This is a genomic window from Micromonospora sp. NPDC005299 (assembly GCF_042872345.1).
Taxonomy (GTDB): Bacteria; Actinomycetota; Actinomycetes; order Mycobacteriales; family Micromonosporaceae; genus Micromonospora.
In genome coordinates, this window is the sequence record NZ_JBIAKG010000011.1 from 152,080 (window position 1) to 173,818 (window position 21,739).

General features: G+C 70.4%; 24 protein-coding genes. 7 read left to right on the forward strand and 17 right to left on the reverse strand.

Annotated elements, in window-relative coordinates; all coding sequences use genetic code 11:
* Positions 1–18: 18 nt before the first annotated feature.
* Positions 19–1,500, reverse strand: a complete 1,482-nt coding sequence (locus tag ACFYPD_RS26985; RefSeq protein WP_387119113.1) for a serine/threonine-protein kinase — start codon at positions 1,498–1,500, stop codon at positions 19–21.
* A gap of 159 nt (positions 1,501–1,659) precedes the next feature.
* Here ACFYPD_RS26985 and ACFYPD_RS26990 point away from each other — a divergent pair, with 159 nt between their 5' ends.
* A complete protein-coding gene (locus ACFYPD_RS26990) occupies positions 1,660–2,463 on the forward strand; it encodes a hypothetical protein (protein ID WP_387119116.1) in 804 nt (267 codons plus the stop codon).
* A 267-nt stretch (positions 2,464–2,730) separates the two neighbouring features.
* Here ACFYPD_RS26990 and ACFYPD_RS26995 read toward each other — a convergent pair whose 3' ends face one another.
* From ACFYPD_RS26995 to ACFYPD_RS27060, 14 genes are all read right to left on the reverse strand, one after another.
* Entirely contained in the window at positions 2,731–3,252 is a 522-nt protein-coding gene (locus ACFYPD_RS26995) for a hypothetical protein (protein ID WP_387119119.1), read from the reverse strand.
* Between the two features lie 68 nt (positions 3,253–3,320).
* Complete coding sequence (locus ACFYPD_RS27000; protein WP_387119122.1) at positions 3,321–3,752, reverse strand: DUF3085 domain-containing protein; 432 nt, start codon at positions 3,750–3,752, stop codon at positions 3,321–3,323.
* Between the two features lie 136 nt (positions 3,753–3,888).
* A complete protein-coding gene (locus ACFYPD_RS27005) occupies positions 3,889–4,296 on the reverse strand; it encodes a hypothetical protein (RefSeq protein ID WP_387119125.1) in 408 nt (135 codons plus the stop codon).
* An 18-nt stretch (positions 4,297–4,314) separates the two neighbouring features.
* Positions 4,315–5,304 (reverse strand): DUF4192 domain-containing protein, encoded by a 990-nt coding sequence (locus ACFYPD_RS27010; protein WP_387119128.1) that lies wholly within the window; start codon positions 5,302–5,304, stop codon positions 4,315–4,317.
* Positions 5,305–5,513: 209 nt separating this feature from the next.
* Entirely contained in the window at positions 5,514–7,109 is a 1,596-nt protein-coding gene (locus ACFYPD_RS27015; RefSeq protein WP_387119131.1) for a VWA domain-containing protein, read from the reverse strand.
* 18 nt (positions 7,110–7,127) lie between these two features.
* Complete coding sequence (locus ACFYPD_RS27020; protein ID WP_387119134.1) at positions 7,128–8,252, reverse strand: AAA family ATPase; 1,125 nt, start codon at positions 8,250–8,252, stop codon at positions 7,128–7,130.
* A gap of 251 nt (positions 8,253–8,503) precedes the next feature.
* Entirely contained in the window at positions 8,504–8,800 is a 297-nt protein-coding gene (locus ACFYPD_RS27025; RefSeq protein ID WP_387119137.1) for a hypothetical protein, read from the reverse strand.
* A 40-nt stretch (positions 8,801–8,840) separates the two neighbouring features.
* Positions 8,841–9,935: a DUF4314 domain-containing protein gene (locus ACFYPD_RS27030; protein ID WP_387119140.1), complete on the reverse strand. Its 1,095-nt coding sequence runs from the start codon at positions 9,933–9,935 to the stop codon at positions 8,841–8,843.
* 92 nt (positions 9,936–10,027) lie between these two features.
* Positions 10,028–11,116, reverse strand: coding sequence for a C40 family peptidase (locus tag ACFYPD_RS27035; RefSeq protein WP_387119143.1), 1,089 nt, complete (start codon positions 11,114–11,116; stop codon positions 10,028–10,030).
* On the reverse strand, positions 11,113–11,631 hold the full coding sequence (locus tag ACFYPD_RS27040; RefSeq protein WP_387119146.1) for a hypothetical protein: 519 nt from the start codon (positions 11,629–11,631) through the stop codon (positions 11,113–11,115). The genes ACFYPD_RS27035 and ACFYPD_RS27040 overlap by 4 nt, the downstream gene beginning before the upstream one ends.
* Positions 11,632–11,829: 198 nt before the next feature.
* On the reverse strand, positions 11,830–12,093 hold the full coding sequence (locus ACFYPD_RS27045) for a hypothetical protein (protein ID WP_387119149.1): 264 nt from the start codon (positions 12,091–12,093) through the stop codon (positions 11,830–11,832).
* Positions 12,090–12,674: a hypothetical protein gene (locus tag ACFYPD_RS27050; protein ID WP_387119152.1), complete on the reverse strand. Its 585-nt coding sequence runs from the start codon at positions 12,672–12,674 to the stop codon at positions 12,090–12,092. Before ACFYPD_RS27050 ends, ACFYPD_RS27045 begins: the two co-directional genes overlap by 4 nt.
* A 216-nt stretch (positions 12,675–12,890) precedes the next feature.
* Positions 12,891–13,529, reverse strand: a complete 639-nt coding sequence (locus ACFYPD_RS27055; protein ID WP_387119155.1) for a diguanylate cyclase domain-containing protein — start codon at positions 13,527–13,529, stop codon at positions 12,891–12,893.
* Between the two features lie 89 nt (positions 13,530–13,618).
* A complete protein-coding gene (locus ACFYPD_RS27060) occupies positions 13,619–14,407 on the reverse strand; it encodes a MarR family transcriptional regulator (RefSeq protein WP_387119158.1) in 789 nt (262 codons plus the stop codon).
* Between the two features lie 363 nt (positions 14,408–14,770).
* Between ACFYPD_RS27060 and ACFYPD_RS27065 the strand changes: the two genes are divergently transcribed.
* Genes ACFYPD_RS27065 through ACFYPD_RS27075 form a run of 3 tightly spaced genes read left to right on the forward strand, consistent with a single transcriptional unit; the run spans position 14,771 to position 16,501 of the window.
* A complete protein-coding gene (locus tag ACFYPD_RS27065; RefSeq protein WP_387119160.1) occupies positions 14,771–15,130 on the forward strand; it encodes a hypothetical protein in 360 nt (119 codons plus the stop codon).
* A gap of 10 nt (positions 15,131–15,140) precedes the next feature.
* Positions 15,141–16,235 carry a WXG100 family type VII secretion target gene (locus ACFYPD_RS27070; RefSeq protein WP_387119163.1) on the forward strand — a complete coding sequence of 365 codons (1,095 nt, stop codon included), beginning with the start codon at positions 15,141–15,143 and terminating at the stop codon, positions 16,233–16,235.
* A 5-nt stretch (positions 16,236–16,240) separates the two neighbouring features.
* Positions 16,241–16,501: a hypothetical protein gene (locus ACFYPD_RS27075; RefSeq protein WP_387119166.1), complete on the forward strand. Its 261-nt coding sequence runs from the start codon at positions 16,241–16,243 to the stop codon at positions 16,499–16,501.
* Positions 16,502–17,110: 609 nt separating this feature from the next.
* On the opposite strand, the gene ACFYPD_RS27080 is transcribed toward ACFYPD_RS27075, so the two are convergent.
* Complete coding sequence (locus tag ACFYPD_RS27080; protein ID WP_387119168.1) at positions 17,111–17,758, reverse strand: hypothetical protein; 648 nt, start codon at positions 17,756–17,758, stop codon at positions 17,111–17,113.
* Positions 17,759–18,575: 817 nt separating this feature from the next.
* Between ACFYPD_RS27080 and ACFYPD_RS27085 the strand changes: the two genes are divergently transcribed.
* Complete coding sequence (locus ACFYPD_RS27085; RefSeq protein WP_387119171.1) at positions 18,576–19,817, forward strand: hypothetical protein; 1,242 nt, start codon at positions 18,576–18,578, stop codon at positions 19,815–19,817.
* A gap of 290 nt (positions 19,818–20,107) precedes the next feature.
* On the opposite strand, the gene ACFYPD_RS27090 is transcribed toward ACFYPD_RS27085, so the two are convergent.
* A complete protein-coding gene (locus ACFYPD_RS27090; RefSeq protein WP_387119174.1) occupies positions 20,108–20,452 on the reverse strand; it encodes a transposase in 345 nt (114 codons plus the stop codon).
* 214 nt (positions 20,453–20,666) lie between these two features.
* Between ACFYPD_RS27090 and ACFYPD_RS27095 the strand changes: the two genes are divergently transcribed.
* Complete coding sequence (locus ACFYPD_RS27095; RefSeq protein ID WP_387119177.1) at positions 20,667–20,921, forward strand: hypothetical protein; 255 nt, start codon at positions 20,667–20,669, stop codon at positions 20,919–20,921.
* A gap of 207 nt (positions 20,922–21,128) precedes the next feature.
* Positions 21,129–21,620 (forward strand): SMI1/KNR4 family protein, encoded by a 492-nt coding sequence (locus ACFYPD_RS27100; protein ID WP_387119179.1) that lies wholly within the window; start codon positions 21,129–21,131, stop codon positions 21,618–21,620.
* Positions 21,621–21,739: the final 119 nt, after the last annotated feature.

Genomic DNA, 21,739 nt, shown 5'->3' on the forward strand with positions numbered 1-21,739 from the left:
CGAACCGATGGCAGGATTTCAGTGCTGTCGCCACGTGCCCTGCGTTGGCTTCTCCGGCATCGTCCCTGGACGCCACAGGCTCCCTTGAGCGGCTGCGGCAAACCACCCGGCCCAACGATCAACGAAGTCGTCGATGGCGTCGATGGATAGCGGGGTGAAGGGCCACGCCACCTGTACCGTCATGATTCCGGGGCCGATCGCCCCGGCTGCTTCGCTGCCGGGACTGAGCGCGTAGGGGTCCACCGTCCGACTCAGTCGGTTCATCAGTGGGCTATCCATGAAGGCCGTCTCGTACCACTGGTACTCGCCCACGGTCTGGGCGTCGCAGAACCAGAGGGAGTGACTTCTCCCCCCATAGCCCTGGCGGTTCTCCGGTACCGACACGCTCAACTCTGCTGAGGCGACCACGTCGATGGATGGGATCGACCGCTGCCCCCATGGGTAACGCTGCTCGGTGACAGGCGAAGTGAACTTCAGGGTGGCGCCGTTGAGCATGATGTTCCAGCCGGCCCCGCCTCGTCGGTGCGACTGGAAGCTTGCAGTCGGGGCGTTCGCCAGGATTGCGTCCTTCAGATAGTCCGTCATCCTGGTCAGGGCGAGCCCCGCCGACCCGGCCAGCTCCTCCCTGCGTTCTTCCTCAGACTGTGCTTCCGATGCAGCTCGTGCTTCCTCGCTGATCCGATTGACCTCCGACAGGTTCGCCTGTTGAAGTTGGGCGAGGCCAGCCGACGGCGTCGTTTCGGAAGCGCGAGCTAGACGGGCAAGGATGTTCGGAGGGGTCGGTCGAGCTTGGGCTGCCTTGTACAGGCACTCCTCAACCAGTGCTGCGACCGCAAGCGGCACTCCGCTGATCGGGTCGGGGTGGTTGTGCAGGTGCTGGTCTCGGAAGTTGTGGGTGCTCGGTCCGCGGAAGGGGCGGTTCCCGGCAAGCAGTTCGTAGCCGATGATGCCTAGAGCATAGACATCGGTGGCAGAGGTAGCCCGCTCTTCCCGCCACTGCTCAGGCGCCGCGTACTGGTAGGTCATCATGTACTTCCGCGTGTCCGGGGCCGTAGAGGCCTCCGCATATCGGGAGATCCCGAAGTCAGCCAGGCACCAGCGACCGCCGAGGAGGAGGACGTTCTCCGGCTTGAGATCCCGGTGAACGACCCTGTTGTGCAGGTCGGTGAGCGCGGTCGCGATGTCGGACAGAATCACCAGCGCTTCGTGTAGGGGAAGGCGGCCCTGGGCACTCTCGATGTGCTGCCGGAGGGACCGGGTGGCCCTCGGCATGACGAGAACCCAGCTGTCTGCGGTCTCACCGCTGTCCAGGATGGGTACGACGTTACGAGCGCCGGAGAGATCGGCGAAGAGCAACTCCCGCTCGGCGCCGGGTTCCTTCGGGATGAGCTTGGCTACGGCGTCAGCCGTCTCCTCGGAGGTTGCCTCCAGCACACTGCCGAACCCGCCCTGTCCGATGGGCTTGCCGAGCGTCCACTCCTGCTTGAGCTGTAGCCGCATCTCTGCTCGGTTCGCCCTCCGCGCACACCGGGACTGTGTCGCCCGGTTGAAGTCGATGATTCATGCAGGATATCGAGTTAGACCGACTCCGCAGAGTGCGAGAACCGCTCGTCTCTCAAGGCGCATGACGCAGGGGTTGCCTGTGCTCTAATCTCGCTCATGCCTGAGCCTCTGCCCGACCAGCCTCCTGCGCCTGAGCTGCACGTCCGTGCTGATCTTGGGCCCGTGCCACTACTTGATGATGTCGTTCGGTATCTGAACGATGTCAGCACTGTGTGGCTCTTCGCTGCGCACCTCTCGGTGTTGGCCGACGCTAGCGGCGTAGGGGATACGGCAAGGTCGCTGCTGCACGACGTTGAAGAGGAGGAGATGGACGAAGGCGGGGGTGGCGCCACGCTCCTGCGTCCTGTGGCTGGAGTCGACTCAATTGACGCCGCCGAGAGCGACACGATCTTCGTCGAGGTTAAGACTGACGGATCCATCGACCCCGAGAGCAGACTGACTCTCTACCGGTCCTACGTCGCATCAGTCGCTCCGGAGCCGCGCGTACGTCAGCTCAAGATTGCCAGCCCTCTCGAAGCTGTCTTGACCACGCTCGCGGGCGACGTGAAGCCCGTCGGCTACTCGGTAGGGGCCCTGGTGGTGGCCGAGCGGATCCTCCAGATGATCATGGATTGGCAGAAGCATCGGGCGGATCTCGCAGAACGTAAGGAAGCAAGGGGCACGACGGAGCGCGCGGTGCCGGCCCAGAGGCACTTGGCAGCCCTCGACTCCAGCCCTTCGGCGAGTGGGATGGCCGGCCCGGGGATCGCCCAGCAGGTGGCATGGGAGGTAGTGCCAGACGCCGCGATTCTGGATGAGGTAGGGGCGAGTGAAGCGATCAATCGTCTCGCACATAGCGATCTTCTGGAAGTCCGGCTCTATCTGCCGCGCTCCTGGCAGGCCGACCGGCCGACTACGTAGCCGGTGAGGTCTCAGCGCCGTTGCAGCTAGCGGTCAGCCTGACCGAGTTCGAGTCTGGTGCCCGTGGACAACAACGTCACGCGGCCTGCGGTGTTCTGCAACTTCATCGTCAAGGGCTGCGCACAGGCGCGGCCGTGTTCAGCTCGGCGGCGTCGTGCCTGTGGGCGGTGGTGTGGTCGTGTGCGGCGAAGCAGCAGATGCCGCGGGTACAGAACGGCGGCCGTGTGTGCCCCGAGCCGAGTGACGATCAAGCCTCGGACCGTGCGCTCACCTCAGCTCGGCTGGTTCGTCGGTGGCCGTGTCGACATCGCCGGGGTCGGCATGGTCGCGCTCGCTGCCGTCCCACTCGAACCGCGCTCCCACCTCTGCGGCGGTGAGGGCGGTTTCGACGGCTGCTTCGGCGGTGTCGAAGGCGTCCTCACGGCCGGTAGCGGTGACCTCGAGGAGGACGGACAAGGTGAGGCGGACCTGCCAGCGGCGGGGCAGTGCTGGCAGGTCCAGTGCGCTCAGCACACGGTCTGCAGCGTCGGCGTCGATGTCGTGGGTACTGGCGGCCTCGCACAGGGATCGCCACACCTCGCGGCGGAAGTGGGCCAGTGCGTACGTGTCGGCGGCGGGCGGCTGGGTCTGCGGCGGGGTGTGTTGGTGGTGCAGGTGAGCGTGGATCTGGGCGGTGGTGTGGGTGAGCCATCCCAGTGGTGCGGGCTGGTCCGGGTGGAACATGTTCCAGGCGTCGAGTAGGACGGATTCCAGGGTCGGTGGTGACGTCGTCGTCTGAGGCGTGGTCATCGCAGGTTGCTCCTCGAGAACGGGAAGGGTCCCGCCGCCCTGGCGGGCGGCGGGACCGTCGGCTGGTGTCAGGACTGGGGGCGGATCCGGGTGACCCGGACCTCGTAGGTGTCGGAGCGCACGGTCAGGTGCAGCCACGAGTAGCCGGCGGCTGCGGCGGTGCGCAGGGTGGTGATCAGCGGGGTGGGCTGGTCGGTGAGGTGCAGGTGCTCGGCGAAGTCGTCGCCGCCGAGATCCGGGTCGCGGCGGTGGCCGCCGGTGTCGGGGTTCCAGCCGTGGGCGTAGACGACGAGGCTGCTGCCGGGCCGGTTCGGGTCCCCGAGGCGCGGCAGGCCGCTGGACATCAGGTAGACGCCGTGGTCGTGGACCCAGACCAGCGCGCCGGGGCATGCGATGCCGTCTTCGTGCTCGGTGAACGAGGGTGCCTGGTCGGTGGCGGCGACCGCGTGTTCCGCCAGCCGTAGCGTCTGGGTCAGGTCGAAGTAGAGGTGCAGGGCCATGGCAGTAGCGCCCTTTTCTGAGCGTGGGTGTGGTTGGGCAAGGCACCGGCACGCGAGGTCGGTCAGCCGGCGGTGGTGGTGCTGGTCCCCGGCCTGCGGATCGCGGCCATTCGGTGAACGACGCCGTGGCGCGCCGTCAGTGCCTCGCATCGCGGCCGGTCTGCCTGTTGCGCTCAGCGGTGCTGGGATTGAGAATCGATACCAGGTCAGTGCACGTGTGGATGAGGGACTCACAGGCGCGGTGAAGAGCTGTGGTGGCCTTGTCGTGGCGGGCGAGGGCGGTGGATAGCGCCTCCCCGACGCGGTCGAGCCGTTCCCGCAGCGATGGGCGTGTGCCGCGGTGCGTACGGGTGGCGGCGAGCGCGTTGGTGGCGTCGGTCAGGACGGCGATCTGCGCGCTGCTAGCGGCGATGGTGCCCGCTGCGGCGAGCAGCGCGCACACCTCGTCCGGGTGGTGGGCGCAAACGTCGGCGATCTGTTCCGGCTCGAAGGCATAGCCGTGGTCGTGCAGGAGCCGGGACACGAAGTCGAGGAATGGCAGCATCGGCGTTTCTCCCGGCGGTCAGAACGGGGGCTGGTCGATGTGGGGCCAGCCATCCAGCACGGACGGGGGAAGCCCGGCGCGTAGCGCTTGATCGATCACATGCGCGAGGCTGTAGTCGGGGTCGGCGGCGAGGGCACGGTCCACGGCGACGGACGCCAGGGCGCCTTCGCCGCATCGCCAGGCGGTGAAGGCGAGCAGGCTGGCCGGCGCCGCCGCGAGGGGCGGGTGGGCCCGGCGAGTGATATCGGTCCACATGGGCACCTGCCAGTCGTCGCTGACCTGCCAGGCGGCGTCGCGGATCACCGGGTCGGTTAGCAGGACGGTCAGCCAGGCCAGCTCGTCGTCGTGGACGACCTGCTCGTCGCGGTAGCGGGCGAGCGCGACGGTTACCGCGTTGACGCCGGCGCGGACCAGGCCGTCGTGTCCGGCTGTGGCGAGCAGCGCGCGGCGGCGGGCGCGGGCGGCGACGGTGGCGCGGCTGACGGCGACGCGGGCTGCCCCGCCGGTGGGGGCGATGCTGGCGACGAGCGCCGCCCGATCGGGCAGGGGTCGGCAGCCGGCGACGATGGCGTGCATCGTGACGTCGCTGCGGTGGGGGTCGAAGGGCGTCCCGTCGGTGGGGCAGCAGGCGGGGTCCTGGCAGAGGTAGGAGTAGTAGCGGCCGTCGGTGACTCGCAGGGCGTCGAGGATGTCGAGGCCCGCGGCGGTGAGGCGTGGGGTCAGGGCGTCCATGACCGGGGTGACGGCGGTGGCGGGCCCGTAGCCGATCACGATGACGCGGGTGGCGTCGGAGTGGCGCAGCAGGCGGATCTGCGACCGGGCCATGCCCTCGATCCAGGTGGCGACGTGGGAGGGTTCGGGAAGGTCGGCGCGGCCGGCAACGACGACCCGGGTGCCGGCGACGCCGACGGTGACGAGGCTGTCGGTGGGGTGGAAGCCCAGCAGGTACGGCACGGCGGTGAGCAGGTCGGCTGGTGAGCCGACCGGCAGCCGGTTGAAGTCGGTCATGGGTGTCTCCTGTCGTTGGTGAGATGAAGTCGCGCAGGGTCGATCGCCCGTGCCGGGGTGCGCGAATGTCGCGCCGGTATCCGGCAACAGCGATGGAGGTGCGGGGGCTGGTTTCTGCGGGCCTGCTGGCCAGCCGCTGAGGCGCGGCAACATCCAGGCCCTGTGCGTGGCGCGGTTCGGCCCGGCCGGTGTCGGGCTGCCGCCAGGTGTCAGGCGCGCTCGAGGGCGGTGACCGCGGCGTTGGCGATGTGCCCTATGGCCTGCACGGGGTCGGCCACGGTGAGGGTGCTGGTGTCGGTGAAGGTGTGCCCGGGCAGGTCGGCGGGGCGCAGCCACAGCACGGCGCAGCCGGTCCGGTGCAGGGTGGTGATCAGCTGTTGGGCGGGTTCGATGTCGGGGAGGTCGCCGTCGGAGACGACGGTGAGCATCCGCAGCCGGCCGGGCTGGCGCAGCTGCAGCAGCTCGTCGGCGAGCTTCACCGCGTCGGTGAACGCCGTACTGCCGCCGTCGGCCCGCAGCTCGAGGACCTGCTGAGGGTGCTGGCGGGGTGGGACGAGCAGGGTGACGTCGCTGCCGAAGGCGATGGTGGCGGTAACCGCCTGATTGGCGCGGGCGGCGTGGGCGAGGATCCACCCGGCCGACGACATCGGCGCCGCCCAGGGATGCATGGAGAAGGAGGCGTCGACGATGACCCCGAGGTGCAGTGTCGGCTTCGGCGGCGGCACCTGAGCGCGGCGCTGCCACGGGGTAGCCGTCGGCATGGCGCCGGCGGCGATCTGCGCCTTCGCGGTGATGGCGTGGCGGGTGCGCAGCCGTCCCGGCGGGGTGACGCTGGGGCGGGCCTCAGGTTCGGGCTGGTGGGTGCGGGCCCGCCGTAGTCGGGCGGCGAGGGTGCGGGCGGCGGCGCGTTCGGCGTCGGTGGGGTCGCGGAGCGACCAGGTGGTGGGCGCGGAGAACCGGGCGGTGAGCTGCTGCGCCCGATACTGTGCGCCGGTGAGGCCCGCGGTGTGGGCGAGGTAGTCCTCCAGGGCCTGGGCGAGCACACCGGCGAAGACGCCCGCGTCGACGGTGGGGGTGTCGGGTTGGCGGCGCGGGTCGATGCCGAGGATTTGGCACCACCGCCACGCCAGGTCGATCATCGCGTCGGCGTCGGTGTCCCCAGTGATGTGGGCCTCGCGCCACACGTCGCGTAGCTGCAGCAGCCTTTTGCGGCCGAGGATGGTGGTGACGGCGGCGCGGACACCTCTGATGTCTTTGGCGGTGATGATGCGGGCGTCGACCCGGGCCAGCAGCAGCCCGGCGAGCTGGCCTGCGTGCCACGGGTCGTCGACGGGGGCGTCGGCGGGGCTGACCAGGGTGGTGACGGTGTGGCGCAGCCACCGCCGGTCCGCCCGGCGGCGGGCGCGGTGCCGGTTCTCGATGCGGGACTCCTCGAGCAGTTCGGCGACGGCGGCGACGACCGGTGGAGTGCCGGGCGGGGTGCTCCACTGGCTGTGGACGGCGTGGGCGGCTTCGTGAACGAGCAGCCCATATGCGGTCGGAACAAGGCGCTTGTGGCCGGCGCGGCGCGGGTTCGCGACATCGGGAGCGCCGATATGGGCGGCGTCGACCTCGATGCGACCGGTCGCGGGGTAGAAGCAGGCGGGTGCGCCGCCGCCGGCGCCGGGGGCGACGGTGACGGTCAGGTCGGTGCGGCCGGTCAGGACCGGGACGTGCCGTGTCCAGGCGTCGCTCCACTCCTGCCAAGCCGGGTCGCCGCCAGTGGGCGAAGTCGCGGCGGGCTGCAGGTGATGTGGTTGAGGCATCAGTGCTCCATCCAGGGGTTAGCGCTGCTTGCCGAGGGTCAGCGGGGTGATCTCGGTGCCGACGTGCTGCCGCAGCGCGGCGAGAACCTGCTCCCGGTCCTCCTCGGGTGCGCGGCCGGCGAGGTTGGCGGCCGCGGCGGGCAGGCCGAGGGTTTTGCGGACGCGGGCGAAGCCGAGCAGCTCCCGCAGTTGCGGCGCCCAACTGACCCGCCCAGCGGCCAGGTCACCGTTGAGGGCGACGGCGGCGGCCACGGCGGGGGAGGGGACGCCGAGATGGCGGGCGAGGTCCCAGTCGGTGGTGACCTCGATGTGCACGTCGAACCGGGAGGCGAGGGCTTCGGTGAGGATGGCGCCGTGCACGCCCGGGTTGTGGCCGGCGATGACGTAGAAGCCGTCGGCGGCGTCGACGCGTTCGTTGCGGTAGCCGGGGATGGTGATGACCCGCCGTCCGTCCATCGCGGGGTAGAGCACGGCGAGGACCTTCGGCGGGATGAGGGTGGCGTCGTCGACCAGCAACGCCCGCCCCTCGCGCATAGCCGTCACGAGGGGCCCGTAGACGAACTCGAAGCCGCCGTCGGGGAGGGGGATGAAGTTGCCGAGGAAGTCCTCCACGACGGTGTCGCCGGTGCCGGCGACGGTGAGCAGGTCAGGGAATGCGGCCTCGACCAGGGCGGTCTTGCCGGTGCCGGGCGGGCCGTAGAGCAGAACCGGTATACGCTTTTCGCGTAGCCGTCGCAGTACGTCCACATCGGTTGCCCCCGCGAGCTTGCGCGGGAAATAGAGGTCCCCGTTGGGGCGTGTGACCGGCTGGCGCCGACCCGCCCCGCGACGTCCTTGGCGGGGTGTACGCGGGGCGGGCGGTGGCATGGTCCCGGCGGCGTCGACACCGGCCTGGGTGATCTGGAAGCGGTGCGGGTCGGTGGTGTGGGTGGCGTATCCGGCCGCCGCCATCTTCTTCAACGCTTCGAACACCGCCCCGGTGGAGGGGGCGGAGATCGCCGTGGTGAGTTCCCCGACCTTGAACACCTGATCGGGGTGCGCGGCGAGGTGAGCGGCGACCTGCCGGTAGAGGTAGCCGGGCCGGCGGCCGTCGGCTGGATGCGTGGTGGGGTCGCTCGGGTCGGGTGGGGTTGCAGGGTCCATGCGGGTCCTCCTGTCATAGGGGCCCGCGCACCCGTCTCCGGATGCGCGGGCGGTGGTGTGGTGTCCGCGCGGCGGAGACGAGCAGGTACTGGGACAGCCCCCAGGGCAGGGGCCGGGCAGCAACTCCCTGAGGTGCTCGAAGGGCATCCCAGGGAGGGCTGCCGGGTGGTGGTGTCGCCGCCACCGGCGGTGGGCGACGACAAGGAACGCACCCAATCCCGGATCGATCAAGTCGATCCGGCGGTGAGGGCCTACCTCCGGCGGAGGGTGACCTCGTGGCGGGGGCGGCGGGCGATGCTCACCGTCAGGCCGAAGACGCTGCCGTCGGACAGCTCCAGCCACACGCCACGGTCGAGGGTCATGACGCCGGCGTCGCGGTAGACGCGGGCGGAAGTGACGGTCACCGGCGTGCCGTCGTCGTGGGTGAGCTCGGGCAGGTCGGCCTCGTCGCAGAGCTGATCCAGGTCGGCGCTGGTCAGCAGGCTCCGGACGAGGGCTTGGAGGATCTCCTCGTGGGCGTACTCGCCGAACTCGTCGTTGTCGAGCATTGCGTGGTCCTTTCGGTGTCGGGGTTGGTGTCGGACGGCGTTAGGCCTCGGGTGCGGGCGGGTGGGGGATGTGACCGGCGATGCGGTCGCAGTCATAGGGGTGCACGGCGATCCAGGTCCAGGCGCGGCCCATCACGGTGTACCGGCCGTCTGCGTCGGGCGTGATGCGGTCGATGGCCTCCGGATCGTCGTACACCCGGGTGTCGTCGGCCACGATGACGTCGCCGTCGAAGCGCAGGCGGGCCATGGACTCGTCGACCATCTGCTCCTGGCGCTCCCCGGTGATGCCAGTGGCGGCGACGTGCTGCCGATAGCGGTCGCGCGCATCGTGCTGGTCGGCGACGATCGCCTCGGCCACCTCCCGGGTGCAGGTGAACACCGCCCATCCGTTCCACGTGTCGACCAGGGTCCCGACGAACCCGACCGGGATGCGCAGCTCCCCGTGCTCGTTGGGGGTCCACGCCCAGTCGCCGGCGAACACGCCCGGCCCGCCCAGCCGCACCCGGTCCGGGTACACGTGGCGCAGGTCCCGGTCGTCGCCGTCGGGGTGCAGGACCACGCGGCACTGCCGGGCCGCCTCGGCTTCGGCGGCGCCGTCGTACCCGTCGCACCACGCCCACCGCGCCTGATCACTCTGCCGCGCGGTGAGCCGCTCCCAGGCCGGCGCGCCAGGCGGGGCATGCTCGGCGTACCGGCCGGCGTCGTCAGCCAGGATGAACCGGTCGGCGGCCGGCAGCCCGTCAATGTCCAGACCCGCTTCGATGGCGGTGAGGATCTCCCGGGCGGTCGCCTCCACGTCGCCGCTGGCCCGCCCGCCGATGGTGTCCTGCGCCCACCATGCGGCGGCGTCCCGCCCGGCGGCCCGTCCGGCGGTGCGCAGCGCGTCGAGCACCCGTTCCCAACCGTCATCGGGGAGGCGACGCACGCGGTCGCCTGCGCCGAGCAGCATCGCCAGCTGGGAGCCGCTGTCCCACCGCACGTCCAGCACCTGCTGGCGCGGGTCGTAGCGGCGCACCGTGCCCTCCTCGCCCGGCCGCAGCCCGGTGTGCGGGTCGCTGGTGCGCTCCAGCGCGACGCGGTCGCCCGGCTGGTAGCTCACAGCGTCCTCGGCGTCGTTGTTGTTGATTGTGCTCACGGTGATGTCCTCTCGGTGTGGTGGAGGTCAGAAGTGGTGGCGGTCCGGAACACCCGGCTGCGCCACTGAGGGATCCGCGGTGTCGCGGACGGTCAGATCACGACGCGGCGCACGGCGGCGAGCTGCTCCGCCCACCCGGACAGGCGGGTGATCTTGACGACGTCGCCGCTGTGCGGGGCCTGCACGATCAGCCCTTGGCCCAGGTACATGCCGACGTGGCCAGGGCGGGCCGCGCTGCCGCGGCTGCCGGGGATGAACAGCAGGTCCCCGGGCCGCAGGTCCCGGTAGTCGGTGACAGGCTGGCCCGCGTCCACCTGCTCGCCGGTAGTCCGGGGCAGGGAGACTCCCGCAGCGCGGTACGCCTGCTGCACAAGGGAGGAACAGTCGCACTGGCGGGCGGGAACACTGGAGTGGGGCGCGGTGCAGTCCCCGCCGAAGGTGTAGGGAGTGCCGAGCTGGGCGAGGGCCCAGCCGACCGCTGTCACCACCTGCGCCGGGGCGCCCGCAGGCAGGGTGAACCCTGCCGGTAGCGGCACCTGCTCGCCGCCGGGTTGGCCGTCGCCGCCGTCGAACAGGCACAGCGGATTGCTCATGGCCTGCTCCAGATCGGCGGCAACCGGCCCGGCAGGGGTGCCGCCGGTCAGGACGCGGACCAGGGCGATCGCGTCGTCCTCCCAGCGGGCGTAGGCGCTGGGGTAGGCGGATCGCTGCACCGCCTGGGCGGCGTCGGTCAGCGCCATGGCCTGCCAGCCGTCGACGGCCAGCAGCGCCTGATAGAACCTCCCGGCCGCGTAGCGCGGGTCCCGTAGTTGGGCAGGGGTGCCCCAGCCCTGCGACGGGCGCTGCTGGAACAGCCCGACCGAGTCGCGGTCCCCGCCGGGCAGGTTGCGCAGGGTCGACTCCTGCATGGCGGCGGCCAACGCGATGACCCAGCCCCGAGGCGGAACCTTCAGGTCCGCGCCGACGGCGACGATCACGGCGGCGTTGACCACCTGGTCGCTGTTCCACCCGGCGGTGCCCGCCGCGGGCGGAGACACGGCGATGGTGGACCCGGCGTCGACGGCCCCGTGGCAGGCTGCCGACGCGATGCCGCCGGTGAACAACGCGCCGATCCCGCCCGCGCACAGCACCACCACCGCGACCACCCCACCGGCGAGGGCGGCGAGGGCGCGGGCGTTCACCGCGACGCTCCCGCCGCCGCTGCCGTGCGGCTGAGCTCTTCCACGCACCGGTTCGCGGCGGCGGGCCGGGGCAGGCACCCCGACAGGGGGTACCGGGCGACGAGGCTGCCGTCGTCGGTGTGCACGGCGATCGTGGCGGCGGCCGAGTCGAGCAGGTAGATCCATTCGACGTCGAGGTGCCGGGCGTGACTCAACGGGAACACGGTGACCGGTTCCAGCACGTCCACCGTCCCGTCGGCGCAGGTGGAGGCCAGCGTCATGCCGACGCCCGGCACCGGGTGCTGGCCGGCGAACCCGGACTGGGTGGCGGCGGTGATGTCCGGGTCGAGGCACTCCCAGTCGCAGGCGAGGATTGCGGTGACCAACGCACGAGTGTCGTAGCGGGCATGCCCGGCCCAGATCGCGGCCAGGCTGGGCAGGATGACGCTCGGGTGGCCGTCGCAGAGCACGAAGCGGGCGTGCGCGAGGCGCGGGCGGTCGGGTTCGGTGATGCCGACGTAGCAGTGGCTGCTCACGGGACAGGACTCCTTCAGCGAGAGGCGAGTGAAATGGGGTGCGCCCGCCCGCCTTGCGGCGGGCGGGCGCATGCGGGTGGTGGGGGAGGCCCGGACAGGCCTGCCGCGGCTGGCGCGAGCACTGCTCACGCGTCTCGACGCCCGCTGGTATGGCCATGCCGGGCGCGTGGGATGGGCGAAGCTGATGGCGCCGTCCGGTCAGGGCTGGCCGTCGTCAGGGCGGGGCGGCCAGGTGGCGGGCCGGGGGCGCCAGCCGAAAATCGGGTCGGTGGTCTCGACGGATCCGCAGCGGGTGCACCGGGTGTAGGTGTCCTCGCCGTAGCCGGCCATGGACGGCACCTCGTCGGAGACGATCTGGTCGACCGCACCGCAAACGCGGCAGCGGATGGACGCACCGTCGGGCCCGCACACGGTGAAGATCGGCTCGTCGGGGTCGGTGTCAGGCGGCCGCTGCCCGGTCATGCCGTGCCTCCCGCCGTGCTCCAGTGCGGGTGGCGGGCGGTGGCGGCCACCAGCGCGGCCAGTCCGGGCTGGGTGGCGGGAGTGTCGTCCGGGTCGGGGGTGTCGTCGACGACCAGCGCCGGGTGGTCCTCACCCAGGTGGTGGGTGAGTTGGTAGACGCGGCCGTCGGTGTCGACGGCGTCGATGCGGCGGACCTGCCTCGGCAGGCCGCCGACGGTGAAGACGTCGTCGTAGCAGGCCGCCCAGGCCAGCAGCCGCACGTCGGGCTGCGTCGCGCGGATCAGCCGGACGATGGTGTCGAGGGTGGCCCGGTAGGGCACCGCCGCCTCTGGCTCGTCGAGGTTGGCGGCGAGGCGGTGCAGCAGCGTCGGCAGCCCGGCCGGGTCGGTGGCCAGGTCGTCGCGGTGCAGCGGGAACTCCACGCTGCGCATCTGGCGTACCGGCGTCGGCCCGTCGGTGATCAGGGGCCGGTCGTGGATGAGCAGCAGCGTCACGGGCCGGCCCCAGTCCAGCGCGTCGGCGTCGGCGTCGACGGCCAGCAGGCATCCGGCGAGGGTGTGGACAGCGGCGAAGGACAACACAAGGGTCTCCTTGTCATCGAGCGGGAAAGGGGAGGACCCCACAGCCGGCGGCTGCGGGGTCCTCGGCATCAGGAACGGGCCCACTGGTGGGCGGGGGACCGGTGTTCTGCGCGGCCGGCGCAGACCCGGGTCAGCCGACCGCGGCGGTCCGGCACTGGTGGGCGCGGCGGCCGCTGTGGATTTCGGCCGGCGGCGCGCGGGCCGGGCGCCCGGTGGTCAGCGGTAGTGGCGGTCGCGGCTGCGCCCCTTAGGTGCGGCGGCGCGGGGGTGGTGCTCACACACGCCGCTACCAGAGCGCTTGGCCTGGTACATGGCGGTGTCGGCTTCGGCGAGCAGCTGCCGGGGGCTGGTGTGCCGGTTACCGCTGTGGGTGTGGCCGACCGAGGCGGCCATTCGGAGGTTGCCGTTGACCACGCGGATCGGAGCGGCGGCGATGACCTGCCAGGCCGCGTGGGCCGCAGCGGCGGTGTCGTCCCGGTCGCCGGACACGAGCAGGGCGAACTCGTCGCCCGAGAGCCGGGCCGCGAGCTGCACCGGCGCGGGCAGGCCGGCCAGGAGCCGTGCGATCCGTTCGAGCAGATCGTTACCGGCGTCGTGGCCGAGGGTGTCGTTGACGGTCTTGAACCGGTCCAGGTCGAGCAGCACCACGCCGACCGGCGTGCGGTCGGCTAGCGCGGCACGCAGCCGGGTGAGGAACAGCCGCCGGTTGGGCAGGTCGGTGATGTCGTCGTGGGTGGCCTGGTAGCGGGCCGTCTGCAGGGCTTGCTGCTGCCGCCAGAGCAGGGCTCCGGCGAAGGCGAGGCCGGCGAGGATGCCGCCGGTGGCGGTAGCGATCGTGTTCAGGGTGGGAGACACTCGGGACGCTCCTTGATTGGAAGGAGCACCGGGGGCGGGCGTAAGTCGCCAAACTTCCACGCCCGCCCTCGGGCTGCCGGACAGGTGGGCTACTCGCCGCCGCTGGCGGGGGCGAGCTGGAAGGTGGCGGGACGCTCGACGGTCTGCACCGCCTTGCCGCAGGCGACGAGCTTGATGGCCGCGTTGGCGACCGCACCGGCGCTGGCCTTGGCGGCGCCCGTGCCGGCGTTCGCGGCGTCGATGAGCTTGCACAACTCGCCGGTCCTGTAGGCCCGGTCTGGGTGTGCTTCGAGGATGTCCAGGACCGCACCGCGCAGCGACCCGCCCTTCCGGCGCGCCGCCGTTGAGCGGTCCTCGCCGCGCGGACCGTCGCCGCCGTCGTGGCTACCTGCCGGCGTCTGGCACGCCGGGTCGGTTGCCTTGTCCGCAACGTTGCCGGCGGTGAACTCCCCGGCGTCCGGTACTTCCGGCTCGGGCTCCCGCTGGGAGGCAGGAGAGCTGTCGGGCGGGCCGGTGGTGTCGGCTGCGGTCGACGGGTCGGCGTCACCGGGCTGGAGCTGCGCCTCGGCAGCGTCAAGCTGGGCACCCTCGGGGTCGGTGGCCGGTGCGGGTGCGTCGGCCGCCGCTGGCTGCGGGGTGGCGGTGGTGGCGGCGCGGCCGGCGTCGGTGAGCCGCCACAGGGTGCGGCCGTCGCCGGTGCGCACTCGCTCGGCCTGCCCGGAGCCTTCCCAGGCGCGCAGCTTCGGCGTGGTGGTGGAGTAGCCGAGTCCGGCGTGCTCGGCGACTTCGGCGGCGGTGGCCTGGCCGAGTTCGGCCAGCGCCGCGAGGACCTGTATCGCGCTGTGCGCGGGAGGGCTTTCCGTGTGCGTGTCGGTCATGCCAGTGGTCCTTTCATCGTTCGATTCGGGTCGAGGTCCGCGCACTGATCCACCCTTCGAAGGCGGCGGTGATCAAGTGCATGGACCGCATCTCGGGACAGGCCAGAGGGCTTGGTGCGGCCAGCCGGCCGCCGTGTGGCGGGATCCGGCGAGAGCGAGGCGTTGGCGGTGGAAGGCGCCGAAGCCGCCAGCCGGCCGGAGGCGACGACGGTTCTTGCGCGGGGCGCTCGCCGTCAGCGCGGACTGCCGCCAAGCCCGCACGGGAACACCGTGTGTGAATTGGCAGGTGGCTCGTGGTCGACATGACCCGTCGGCGTTACGCAGGGCAGCGGTGGCGTGACGGCCGTTGGTATCTTCTGCGGCATGAGTGGGGGCCGGGGATCTGGAAGCCGCAACAAGCGGCGGCAGGTCAGCGACGAGGAACGGGCTGCGGCCGTGGAGGACTACCGGGAGTCCGTCGGCCGGTTGCAGCACACCGCCTACCGGAACCTGCGGCAGACGATCGCCTACGCCACCGTCTTCGTCGCCGTCGTCGCCATGTGGATGCTGTTCATCGGCCAGGCCACACCGACGAGCTTCCCGTGGTATGCCGTGTCGATCCTCAGCGGCGCGTTCGGCCTGGCCACCTACTTCGTCCGGGAACCGCGTCCGCGGCTCTACGTCCTCGCCGCCGCCGTCGTCCTGGCCGTGATGGGCGTGACCGGCATGTTCCTCACCAACTAGGGCGGCGCAGATGACACTGTCGGTCGAGCCGGCAGCGCTGATCGGCTTTGCCGGCCAGGTCGACCGCGCCGCCGCAGACGTGTGGGAGATCCGCGCCTACCTCAACCGGCACGCCGACGTCGCGACCGGAGGCGAACAAATCAAGATCGCCAAAGAGGCGCACGAACACGCGGTGAAGGTCATCAACGGCACCCTGAACCGGCTCGCCTGCCTCCTCGAGAACTCCGCCCCCGAACTGCGGGCCGCCGCCGGCTACTACCGCAGCACCGACCTGGCCAACGCCGAGCGCCTCGACCGCACCCTGCCGCCGGCGGTCGACCGCTGCATCACCGCCCTGGAACTGGAACTGGCGAACAACCCCTGCGCTCCGGCCAACTTCGTCGACGTCCGAGATGTCCGCGGCCACCTCGACACCCCGGGCGACCCGGACAAGCCCGCGAACCCGCTGGGCTGGATGGACTACATCAGCCCCGCGAACTGGCTCAACGAGGTCTTCAACCACGTCTTCGGCTTCGACCCCATCGGCAGGATCCAAAGCCAGGTCTCCGGGGACTGGGAAGCCCTGGCCAACATGGCGCCCGTCGTCGACAACATCGGCGGCGCCCTGCACGACCTGGCCTACAACATCCAGTCCGGCACCACCACCCTGCGCCCCCTCTGGCACGGCGTCGCCGGCGACGGAGCGTTCCGCTACTTCACCACCGCGGCCAACGCCACCGCCGACCTCCACACCCCCATGTCCGCCATCAGCACGGCATACCGGGAGATGGCCGACGCCGTCTGGTCCGCCGGTGAAGCCCTCGGCGGTGTCGTCAAGAGCCTCATTGACGCCGCCATCATCGCCGGCATCGCCGCTGCCGCCGGCACCGTCACCTCCGAAACCGGCGTCGGCGCGCTCGTCGGCTACGGCGTCGCCGCCGCCGAAGTCGCGAACATGTTCCGGCTCTGGGGCGAAGCGACCAAACTCTGCCAACAGATCTCCGCTGCCGTCCTTGTGTTCCGGGCCGCCCTCACCCGCGAACTCAGCGACCTCGACACCGTCGCCCTCCCCGCGCTCCCGGACGGCGGTCGCTACGACCACCCCCTTGCCGGGGCGCTGGCGTGAACGGCGTGGACGATCCGGACGACATCACCGGCGGCGACGAGAAGCGCGGACAAGCCCTGCGCCAGGTCCTGGGCCAACTCGCCCGCAGCAACAACCCGCTGCTGCGCGAGATGGCCACCGCAGTCCAAGAAGGCCAACTCACCCTCCGCCAGGCAGCTTCCAGCAACACCTACGGAGCGGAGCTGACAGCGCCGTTCCATACCTTCTGGAACGCCTATCAAGAGATGACCTCCGAGGAGCGCGACGGCCTCGCAGCCCGCTCCTGACCACCAGGACGAGGCCTCACTGACAAGAGCTCTGTGCGTTGGGTCCGCACCCGTCCAGCAACGGCTCCACGCTCGGAGCTTCGTTCGTGCCGGCGCTTGGTTACGGCGACGCGCGCTGCCTTCTCGCTGCCTGGGCGTCTCCCGGCTTCCGAACAACCGCTCCGACACCCCCGAAGTGGCACGCCGCGAGATGGTGGAGTGAGTGGCTGAGCAAGGTGGCTCCTGCCAGCGCGGCACACGTCTCGAGGCGGTGCACAGTCGGTGTGTCGTGACGGAGCGGCTCTCGAATGGCATGTGGAAGAGGAAACAGCGGCCTGTCGCCGGCCTCGGCTCAGAGAGGGCCCCGAGCCCGGGGCGCTGGCGGTGGCCGCGTGCCGGCCGCCTCCCCACGGCCCGCTGGCCGGCACGCGGCCACCGCCCCTGGCGGATGACGCGCCGGCCGGGGCAGAGGCAGGCCAGAGGTGATGCGAGATCGGTTGGACTCAGCCGGCCCGGGGGAGCGGCAGCGGTCCGCAGCTCAATAGCCGATGCGGCCGACAGCGGCAGCGTCAGACAATGGGCGGCGGTCGGGTCCCTCAGATGACAGTGAGGTCGGCGGCCTGTCCCGTACTAGAGAGCGACGGCGAGCAGCCGCTGATCTGGGCCAAGGGAATCAAGGTGGGCCAGGGCCTGCTCCAGGTACGTGATGCGGTGAGCGAGGGCATCGCTGGCCGGGGCGAGCCTGCGGCCGTCGGCGGTGAGCAGCGCATCGCCGGCGACGGCACTCGCGGCCCGGTAGTGCTGGTAGGCGACTTCACCCGCCTGGTACATCTCCAGCTCCCCGACGGAGGGCTGCCCGGGACCGAGGGTGGCGGCGTGCAGACGCATGGCCTGTACGCGGGGCTGGGCGTGAAAGTCAGCGACCGCGGACTCGAGGGGGTAGTGGTCGGGGTCGGTGAGGTGGCGGGTTTCGAACACCGGCCAGGGGGTTGCCGATCTGGTGCCATGCACCACCTGCTGCCAGACCTGGTGGCGGATGCCGGCGCCTACGGCGGCGGCCTGGCGCATACCGGCCAGGTCGAGCAGCCGCACCGGCCCGCCCGCGCACGGCGCAGGGCAACCCTTGCGCAGCCCGATCATGAGGTGGTGCTGCCAGAGCCGCAGCCGCGGCGCCGCCCAGAACAGGGCCGTGAGGGTGCCGGTGACACCGAAGTGTGTGTCGAGGTGGTGGCTCGTGAGCGCTGCGGCGGGCAGCTCCTCGGGCAGGCAGATCACCATCGTGGCGATGCTCGGGGCTGGCGTGACGATCGGCCGCGACGCGGTGGTGGCCGCCCGGGTGGCGGACGGTCGGGGCCCTGACGGCGGGGTGGCCCTCGCTGAGGTCGGTCGTGCGGGGACGGCGGGCACGCGGCTGCCATGGCGGGTTAGCGGAGTGCCGTTGACAGGGGACACGCTGATCCTCCTTCGATGGACTTGCGCGTGGGCGCGCAGGGATGACCGGCCCACGGGGCACGCGGGTCGGCTTCAGGCGAACGGAGAGATGAATACGCAGTGGTGCGAGTGGCTGGTCGACCTCGAGGGGCCGCCGCGCGGGAGGTGTGCCGACCGGCCGAAGCGGGTGGGCATCGCATACCGCTGTTGGTGCGGCGGGGGGATCCCTGGGGGGACCGAACCGGATGTAGCGAGATGTGGGGATGGTGTTGGCCGATACGGTAGCGGCCCGATCTGTCAGCGCCCCTTGCCCCGTCCCGGTCCGGAAGCGGTGCTGACCTGCGATGTCAGCCCGTGTCACGGCCGTGCAGCAAGGGTTGCGGAATGCCTGTCAGATCAGGTGGGTCTGACAGGCGACCGGCGGCGGTGACAGATGGGCCGCCGACCGGGCGCTTGCGTCGGTGAGGAAGTCCAGCGCCGGCCGGTGCGGCGGCGGCGGTTGCGAGGCGGTCTGTGACCACCACCGGCAGCGGGCGGCGGAGCTGAGTTGTCGGCGATGAGCGCCGACGAGGTGTTCGGGGTCGCCTACGACACGGTCCGCTAACTAGACTCGCGCAGCTGGGCCGGCGCCGACGAATACCTGAACGACGGGGGAGACGATCCTGTGACTGACGTCGAGAACATCACTCTGGAAGCGGAACTCCCCAACGAAGACGCCGAGCGTGAGATCGCGAAAGCGGTGAGCGCCCGGCACGCGATCGCCCGCAAGTACGTGAAGCGGGTGCGGAGGCGGAATCCCGACGCGACTCCTGCCGAGGTCATCACGATGCTTGAGCGTCACTACGTCGCAGCGATCACCGTCGCCGGGGGCATCGTCACTGCCGGCTCGATTGCCGCTGCCGTCGGGATCGCGCTGATCCCGGGCGGCGGCGCCGCTACGGCTGCCAAGACTGTGAGCGCCCAGGCTGCGAAGAAGGCCGGCAAGGAGGTAGCGAAGAAGGCCGGCAAGGAGGTGGCGAAAAGGGCCGCGAAAGGCCTGGCGCTCAACGCCGCGAAGACAGGCGCCCAAAGGGTCGCCGCACTCCTTCCGGCTGGTGATGAGCAACTTCAGTTCGAGATCACCGCGATCTTCGCCCTCGCGATCGCCGACATTCACGGCATGGCTCTCGACCGGGACCAGGCCCACGCTCTCGTCTACCTCCTGTCCAACGAACGCGTCAGCCAGAAGCAGATTGCAACCATGGCCACCGACCTCGCGAGCGCGTCGACGGACGGCATCGTCAGCGTCGGCCACACCATCGCCTCCGGCCGCAAAGACTGGTCGCATTGGGCGAACACTCTTGCAGACAGCCTTCCAGGGGGCGCGGCACAAGACCTGATCCGGACCGTTCAGACGGGTCGGTTGGAGACCGTGCGCTCCGGCTTGAGCGGTAGGCAGCAGGCAGCAGTCGAGTACGGCGTCGGCGCCGTTGCCGGCGGTGTCGCTCGGTTCGTTTTTGGTCGCGAGGTCATCGAGGCGGCGAAGACGGCATTCGCCGAGGCGCCAACGGACTTCCCCGATCACCTCACAGTGCCGATCAATGTCACGGCGGAAGAAGAAGAGGATGAGCCAAACCGGGCGCTTGTGGCGCTCGAGGACGCGGCCAAAGCTACGGGCAACTGGGTGGCGAACGCAGCCGGCAGCGTAACCCGACCCTTCCGAAGCGTCGACCTCGATGGCGATGGAGTTCCTGACGAGCCTCAGGCGCTGACCGCCGTGAAGGGAGTCGGTGGGGCGATCGCCGGTGCGGCCGGGACCGTCGGCGCGGGGGTCACGTCCCTGTTCAAGCCGAAGAAGCGGGGCAAGCATGCCGCTGGTGAGCCGCGGCGAGAGACCGAGGCGGCCGAGGCGTCAGACGGCCAGTGAGGTGATCTCAACAAAGACGACCGCCGTCCGGTACCCGCGACTTGCGCTAGTGCGCCCCTGCTGGACGGTGCTTGAAGAGGGCGCCGGACCATCGGTGTCGGGGTACGGCATGGAGTGCAGAGCCGCATACGGGTGAATGTGCGTAACAGGACCGAACTCGCTCGGCCGCCGGTGTGACGTTTGGCGGCCTATGGTGTGGCGATGTCCGAGCAGTGGTCGTTGACCGTCGACTGCGCGCGCCCGCGCGAACTGGCTGGGTTCTGGTGCCTCGCGCTGGGGCTGACAACTGCTCACTCTGCCGTGATCAAACATACGAATATATGAGTGTTAGTATCGACCTCGACCACGGTGATCTTCTGGCTGGTCAGGTAACGGGCCAGGCCCGCCCCGTAGGCGCCGGTGCCCTCGACACCGACCTTCACCACCGTGCCAAAGGCACGCAGCCAGGCCAGCAGCTGCGGATAACCCACTGCGGTGGCGGGGAACTGTTGATCACCGAGCTTCCGCCCGGTCTGGTCCACCACGGCGGCGTGATGAGTTCTGCGTTGAGTATCGACGCCACCGGTGACCTTGCGCTTCCTGGCTGCCATGCTGGAACCGTCGTCCCTTTCGCTTGCACCGAACAGGGTCGGCACGCACTGCTGGGACGGGCGGACAGGACAGTGGCGGGGCCTCTTGCACAGGCTCCTATCAGGTCACGACGCCCCTGCCAGTGACGTGCAGGAACGGGGTCACCCGGCCAAGTCAACGAATCCGCAGCAGGACAGCAACGTCGGTCAGTCGGAGAGTCACACCCAACCGGGTGACCCCGCCCCTACATCCTCACTGGCAGTCGAGGAGAATCGAGACATGGCGTTATCGAGCCTGTGGCCGCTACTGGCTCACGGGGAGCCCGGGCTCGCGCGACTGGTACGCCAAGTGCTCGCGCATCCTGAGTTCACGCTGCATCTGGCCGACGTGGATCTTCAGGTGCGGGGCCGCCCCGTGACCAACCCTGACGAACGGGCACTCGTTTTCGGCGAGATCGTCCCGGCCTTGGACTGGGCCGGAAGCTTGGAGAGCTGGATTGCCGGAAGCCCGCTGGTGGAAATCGAGCTCGGCTAACGCCGCCTACGAGGAAGCAAGAATTCCGGCGATTCTGGTATGAGCGACGGACGGTATCGCGCGCCCCGCACTGATCTGCCGCTGACGGCGCGTGGCGCAGCGTCACAGTCGGTCGAGTGAACCCGCCCGAAACGGCGTCGCAGGACGCTTGACGTGAGGTCGAGATCGAATAGGTCTGGTGATCGGAGCCGATGGTAGGTCATGGGCATGCTGCTACTCGCCCATGAGCAGCCCGGTCGGTCTGTCGCTGGTCGCTGGTCGCTGTGGCATCGTGATGCTGTGAACCCTGCCGGCTGGCGGCAAGTGCTGCTAAGCGACGACGCCTACGCGCTGAAGCCACCGTCTTCCGTCGCTGCCGTCGCGCAGGTCGAGTCGCTGCTGGGCGTCGATCTTCCAGCCGACCTACGAGCTCTCTATCTCGCCACCGACGGCGTGTTCGACAAAGCCGGCCAATGGTTCGTGTGCTGGCCTCTGGACGAGGTGATCAAGCGCAACCAGGAAGCGTGGGCCCAGGAAGCGGGAATCCGGCGACAGTTGGTCGGCTTCGGTGACGATGGCACCGGCTCCCCGTTCTGCGTCTCCACCAGCGGCAGCGGCCACGTGTTCATCTGGGATCCGATCGACGCCGTGGCCTATCCGCTCGCGACCAACCTGGCCGACTTCTGGCGCGGCTGGCATGCGGGCACGTTGAAGACCTGAAGCTTCTCTTGTCGGTCAGCGCCATGGGTGGTGATCTGGTGTTTGGCCTTCACCCGCTTCATTCGGTGGTGCTGCGGCGGGGCACGGCGGCGATCGTGGTGGGCAGCGCTGGATACCGG

Coding starts and splice junctions, on each gene's coding strand:
- ACFYPD_RS27005 (WP_387119125.1), bottom strand. CDS start 4,296: ATGCTGCCATTCCTCGACTTCGTGTCCCGGCTCCTGCACGACCACGGC.
- ACFYPD_RS27045 (WP_387119149.1), bottom strand. CDS start 12,093: ATGACCGGGCAGCGGCCGCCTGACACCGACCCCGACGAGCCGATCTTC.
- ACFYPD_RS26990 (WP_387119116.1), top strand. CDS start 1,660: ATGCCTGAGCCTCTGCCCGACCAGCCTCCTGCGCCTGAGCTGCACGTC.
- ACFYPD_RS26995 (WP_387119119.1), bottom strand. CDS start 3,252: ATGACCACGCCTCAGACGACGACGTCACCACCGACCCTGGAATCCGTC.
- ACFYPD_RS27020 (WP_387119134.1), bottom strand. CDS start 8,252: ATGGACCCTGCAACCCCACCCGACCCGAGCGACCCCACCACGCATCCA.
- ACFYPD_RS27070 (WP_387119163.1), top strand. CDS start 15,141: ATGACACTGTCGGTCGAGCCGGCAGCGCTGATCGGCTTTGCCGGCCAG.
- ACFYPD_RS27000 (WP_387119122.1), bottom strand. CDS start 3,752: ATGGCCCTGCACCTCTACTTCGACCTGACCCAGACGCTACGGCTGGCG.
- ACFYPD_RS27095 (WP_387119177.1), top strand. CDS start 20,667: ATGGCGTTATCGAGCCTGTGGCCGCTACTGGCTCACGGGGAGCCCGGG.
- ACFYPD_RS27065 (WP_387119160.1), top strand. CDS start 14,771: ATGAGTGGGGGCCGGGGATCTGGAAGCCGCAACAAGCGGCGGCAGGTC.
- ACFYPD_RS27015 (WP_387119131.1), bottom strand. CDS start 7,109: ATGCCTCAACCACATCACCTGCAGCCCGCCGCGACTTCGCCCACTGGC.
- ACFYPD_RS27100 (WP_387119179.1), top strand. CDS start 21,129: ATGCTGCTACTCGCCCATGAGCAGCCCGGTCGGTCTGTCGCTGGTCGC.
- ACFYPD_RS26985 (WP_387119113.1), bottom strand. CDS start 1,500: ATGCGGCTACAGCTCAAGCAGGAGTGGACGCTCGGCAAGCCCATCGGA.
- ACFYPD_RS27080 (WP_387119168.1), bottom strand. CDS start 17,758: ATGGTGATCTGCCTGCCCGAGGAGCTGCCCGCCGCAGCGCTCACGAGC.
- ACFYPD_RS27060 (WP_387119158.1), bottom strand. CDS start 14,407: ATGACCGACACGCACACGGAAAGCCCTCCCGCGCACAGCGCGATACAG.
- ACFYPD_RS27025 (WP_387119137.1), bottom strand. CDS start 8,800: ATGCTCGACAACGACGAGTTCGGCGAGTACGCCCACGAGGAGATCCTC.
- ACFYPD_RS27010 (WP_387119128.1), bottom strand. CDS start 5,304: ATGACCGACTTCAACCGGCTGCCGGTCGGCTCACCAGCCGACCTGCTC.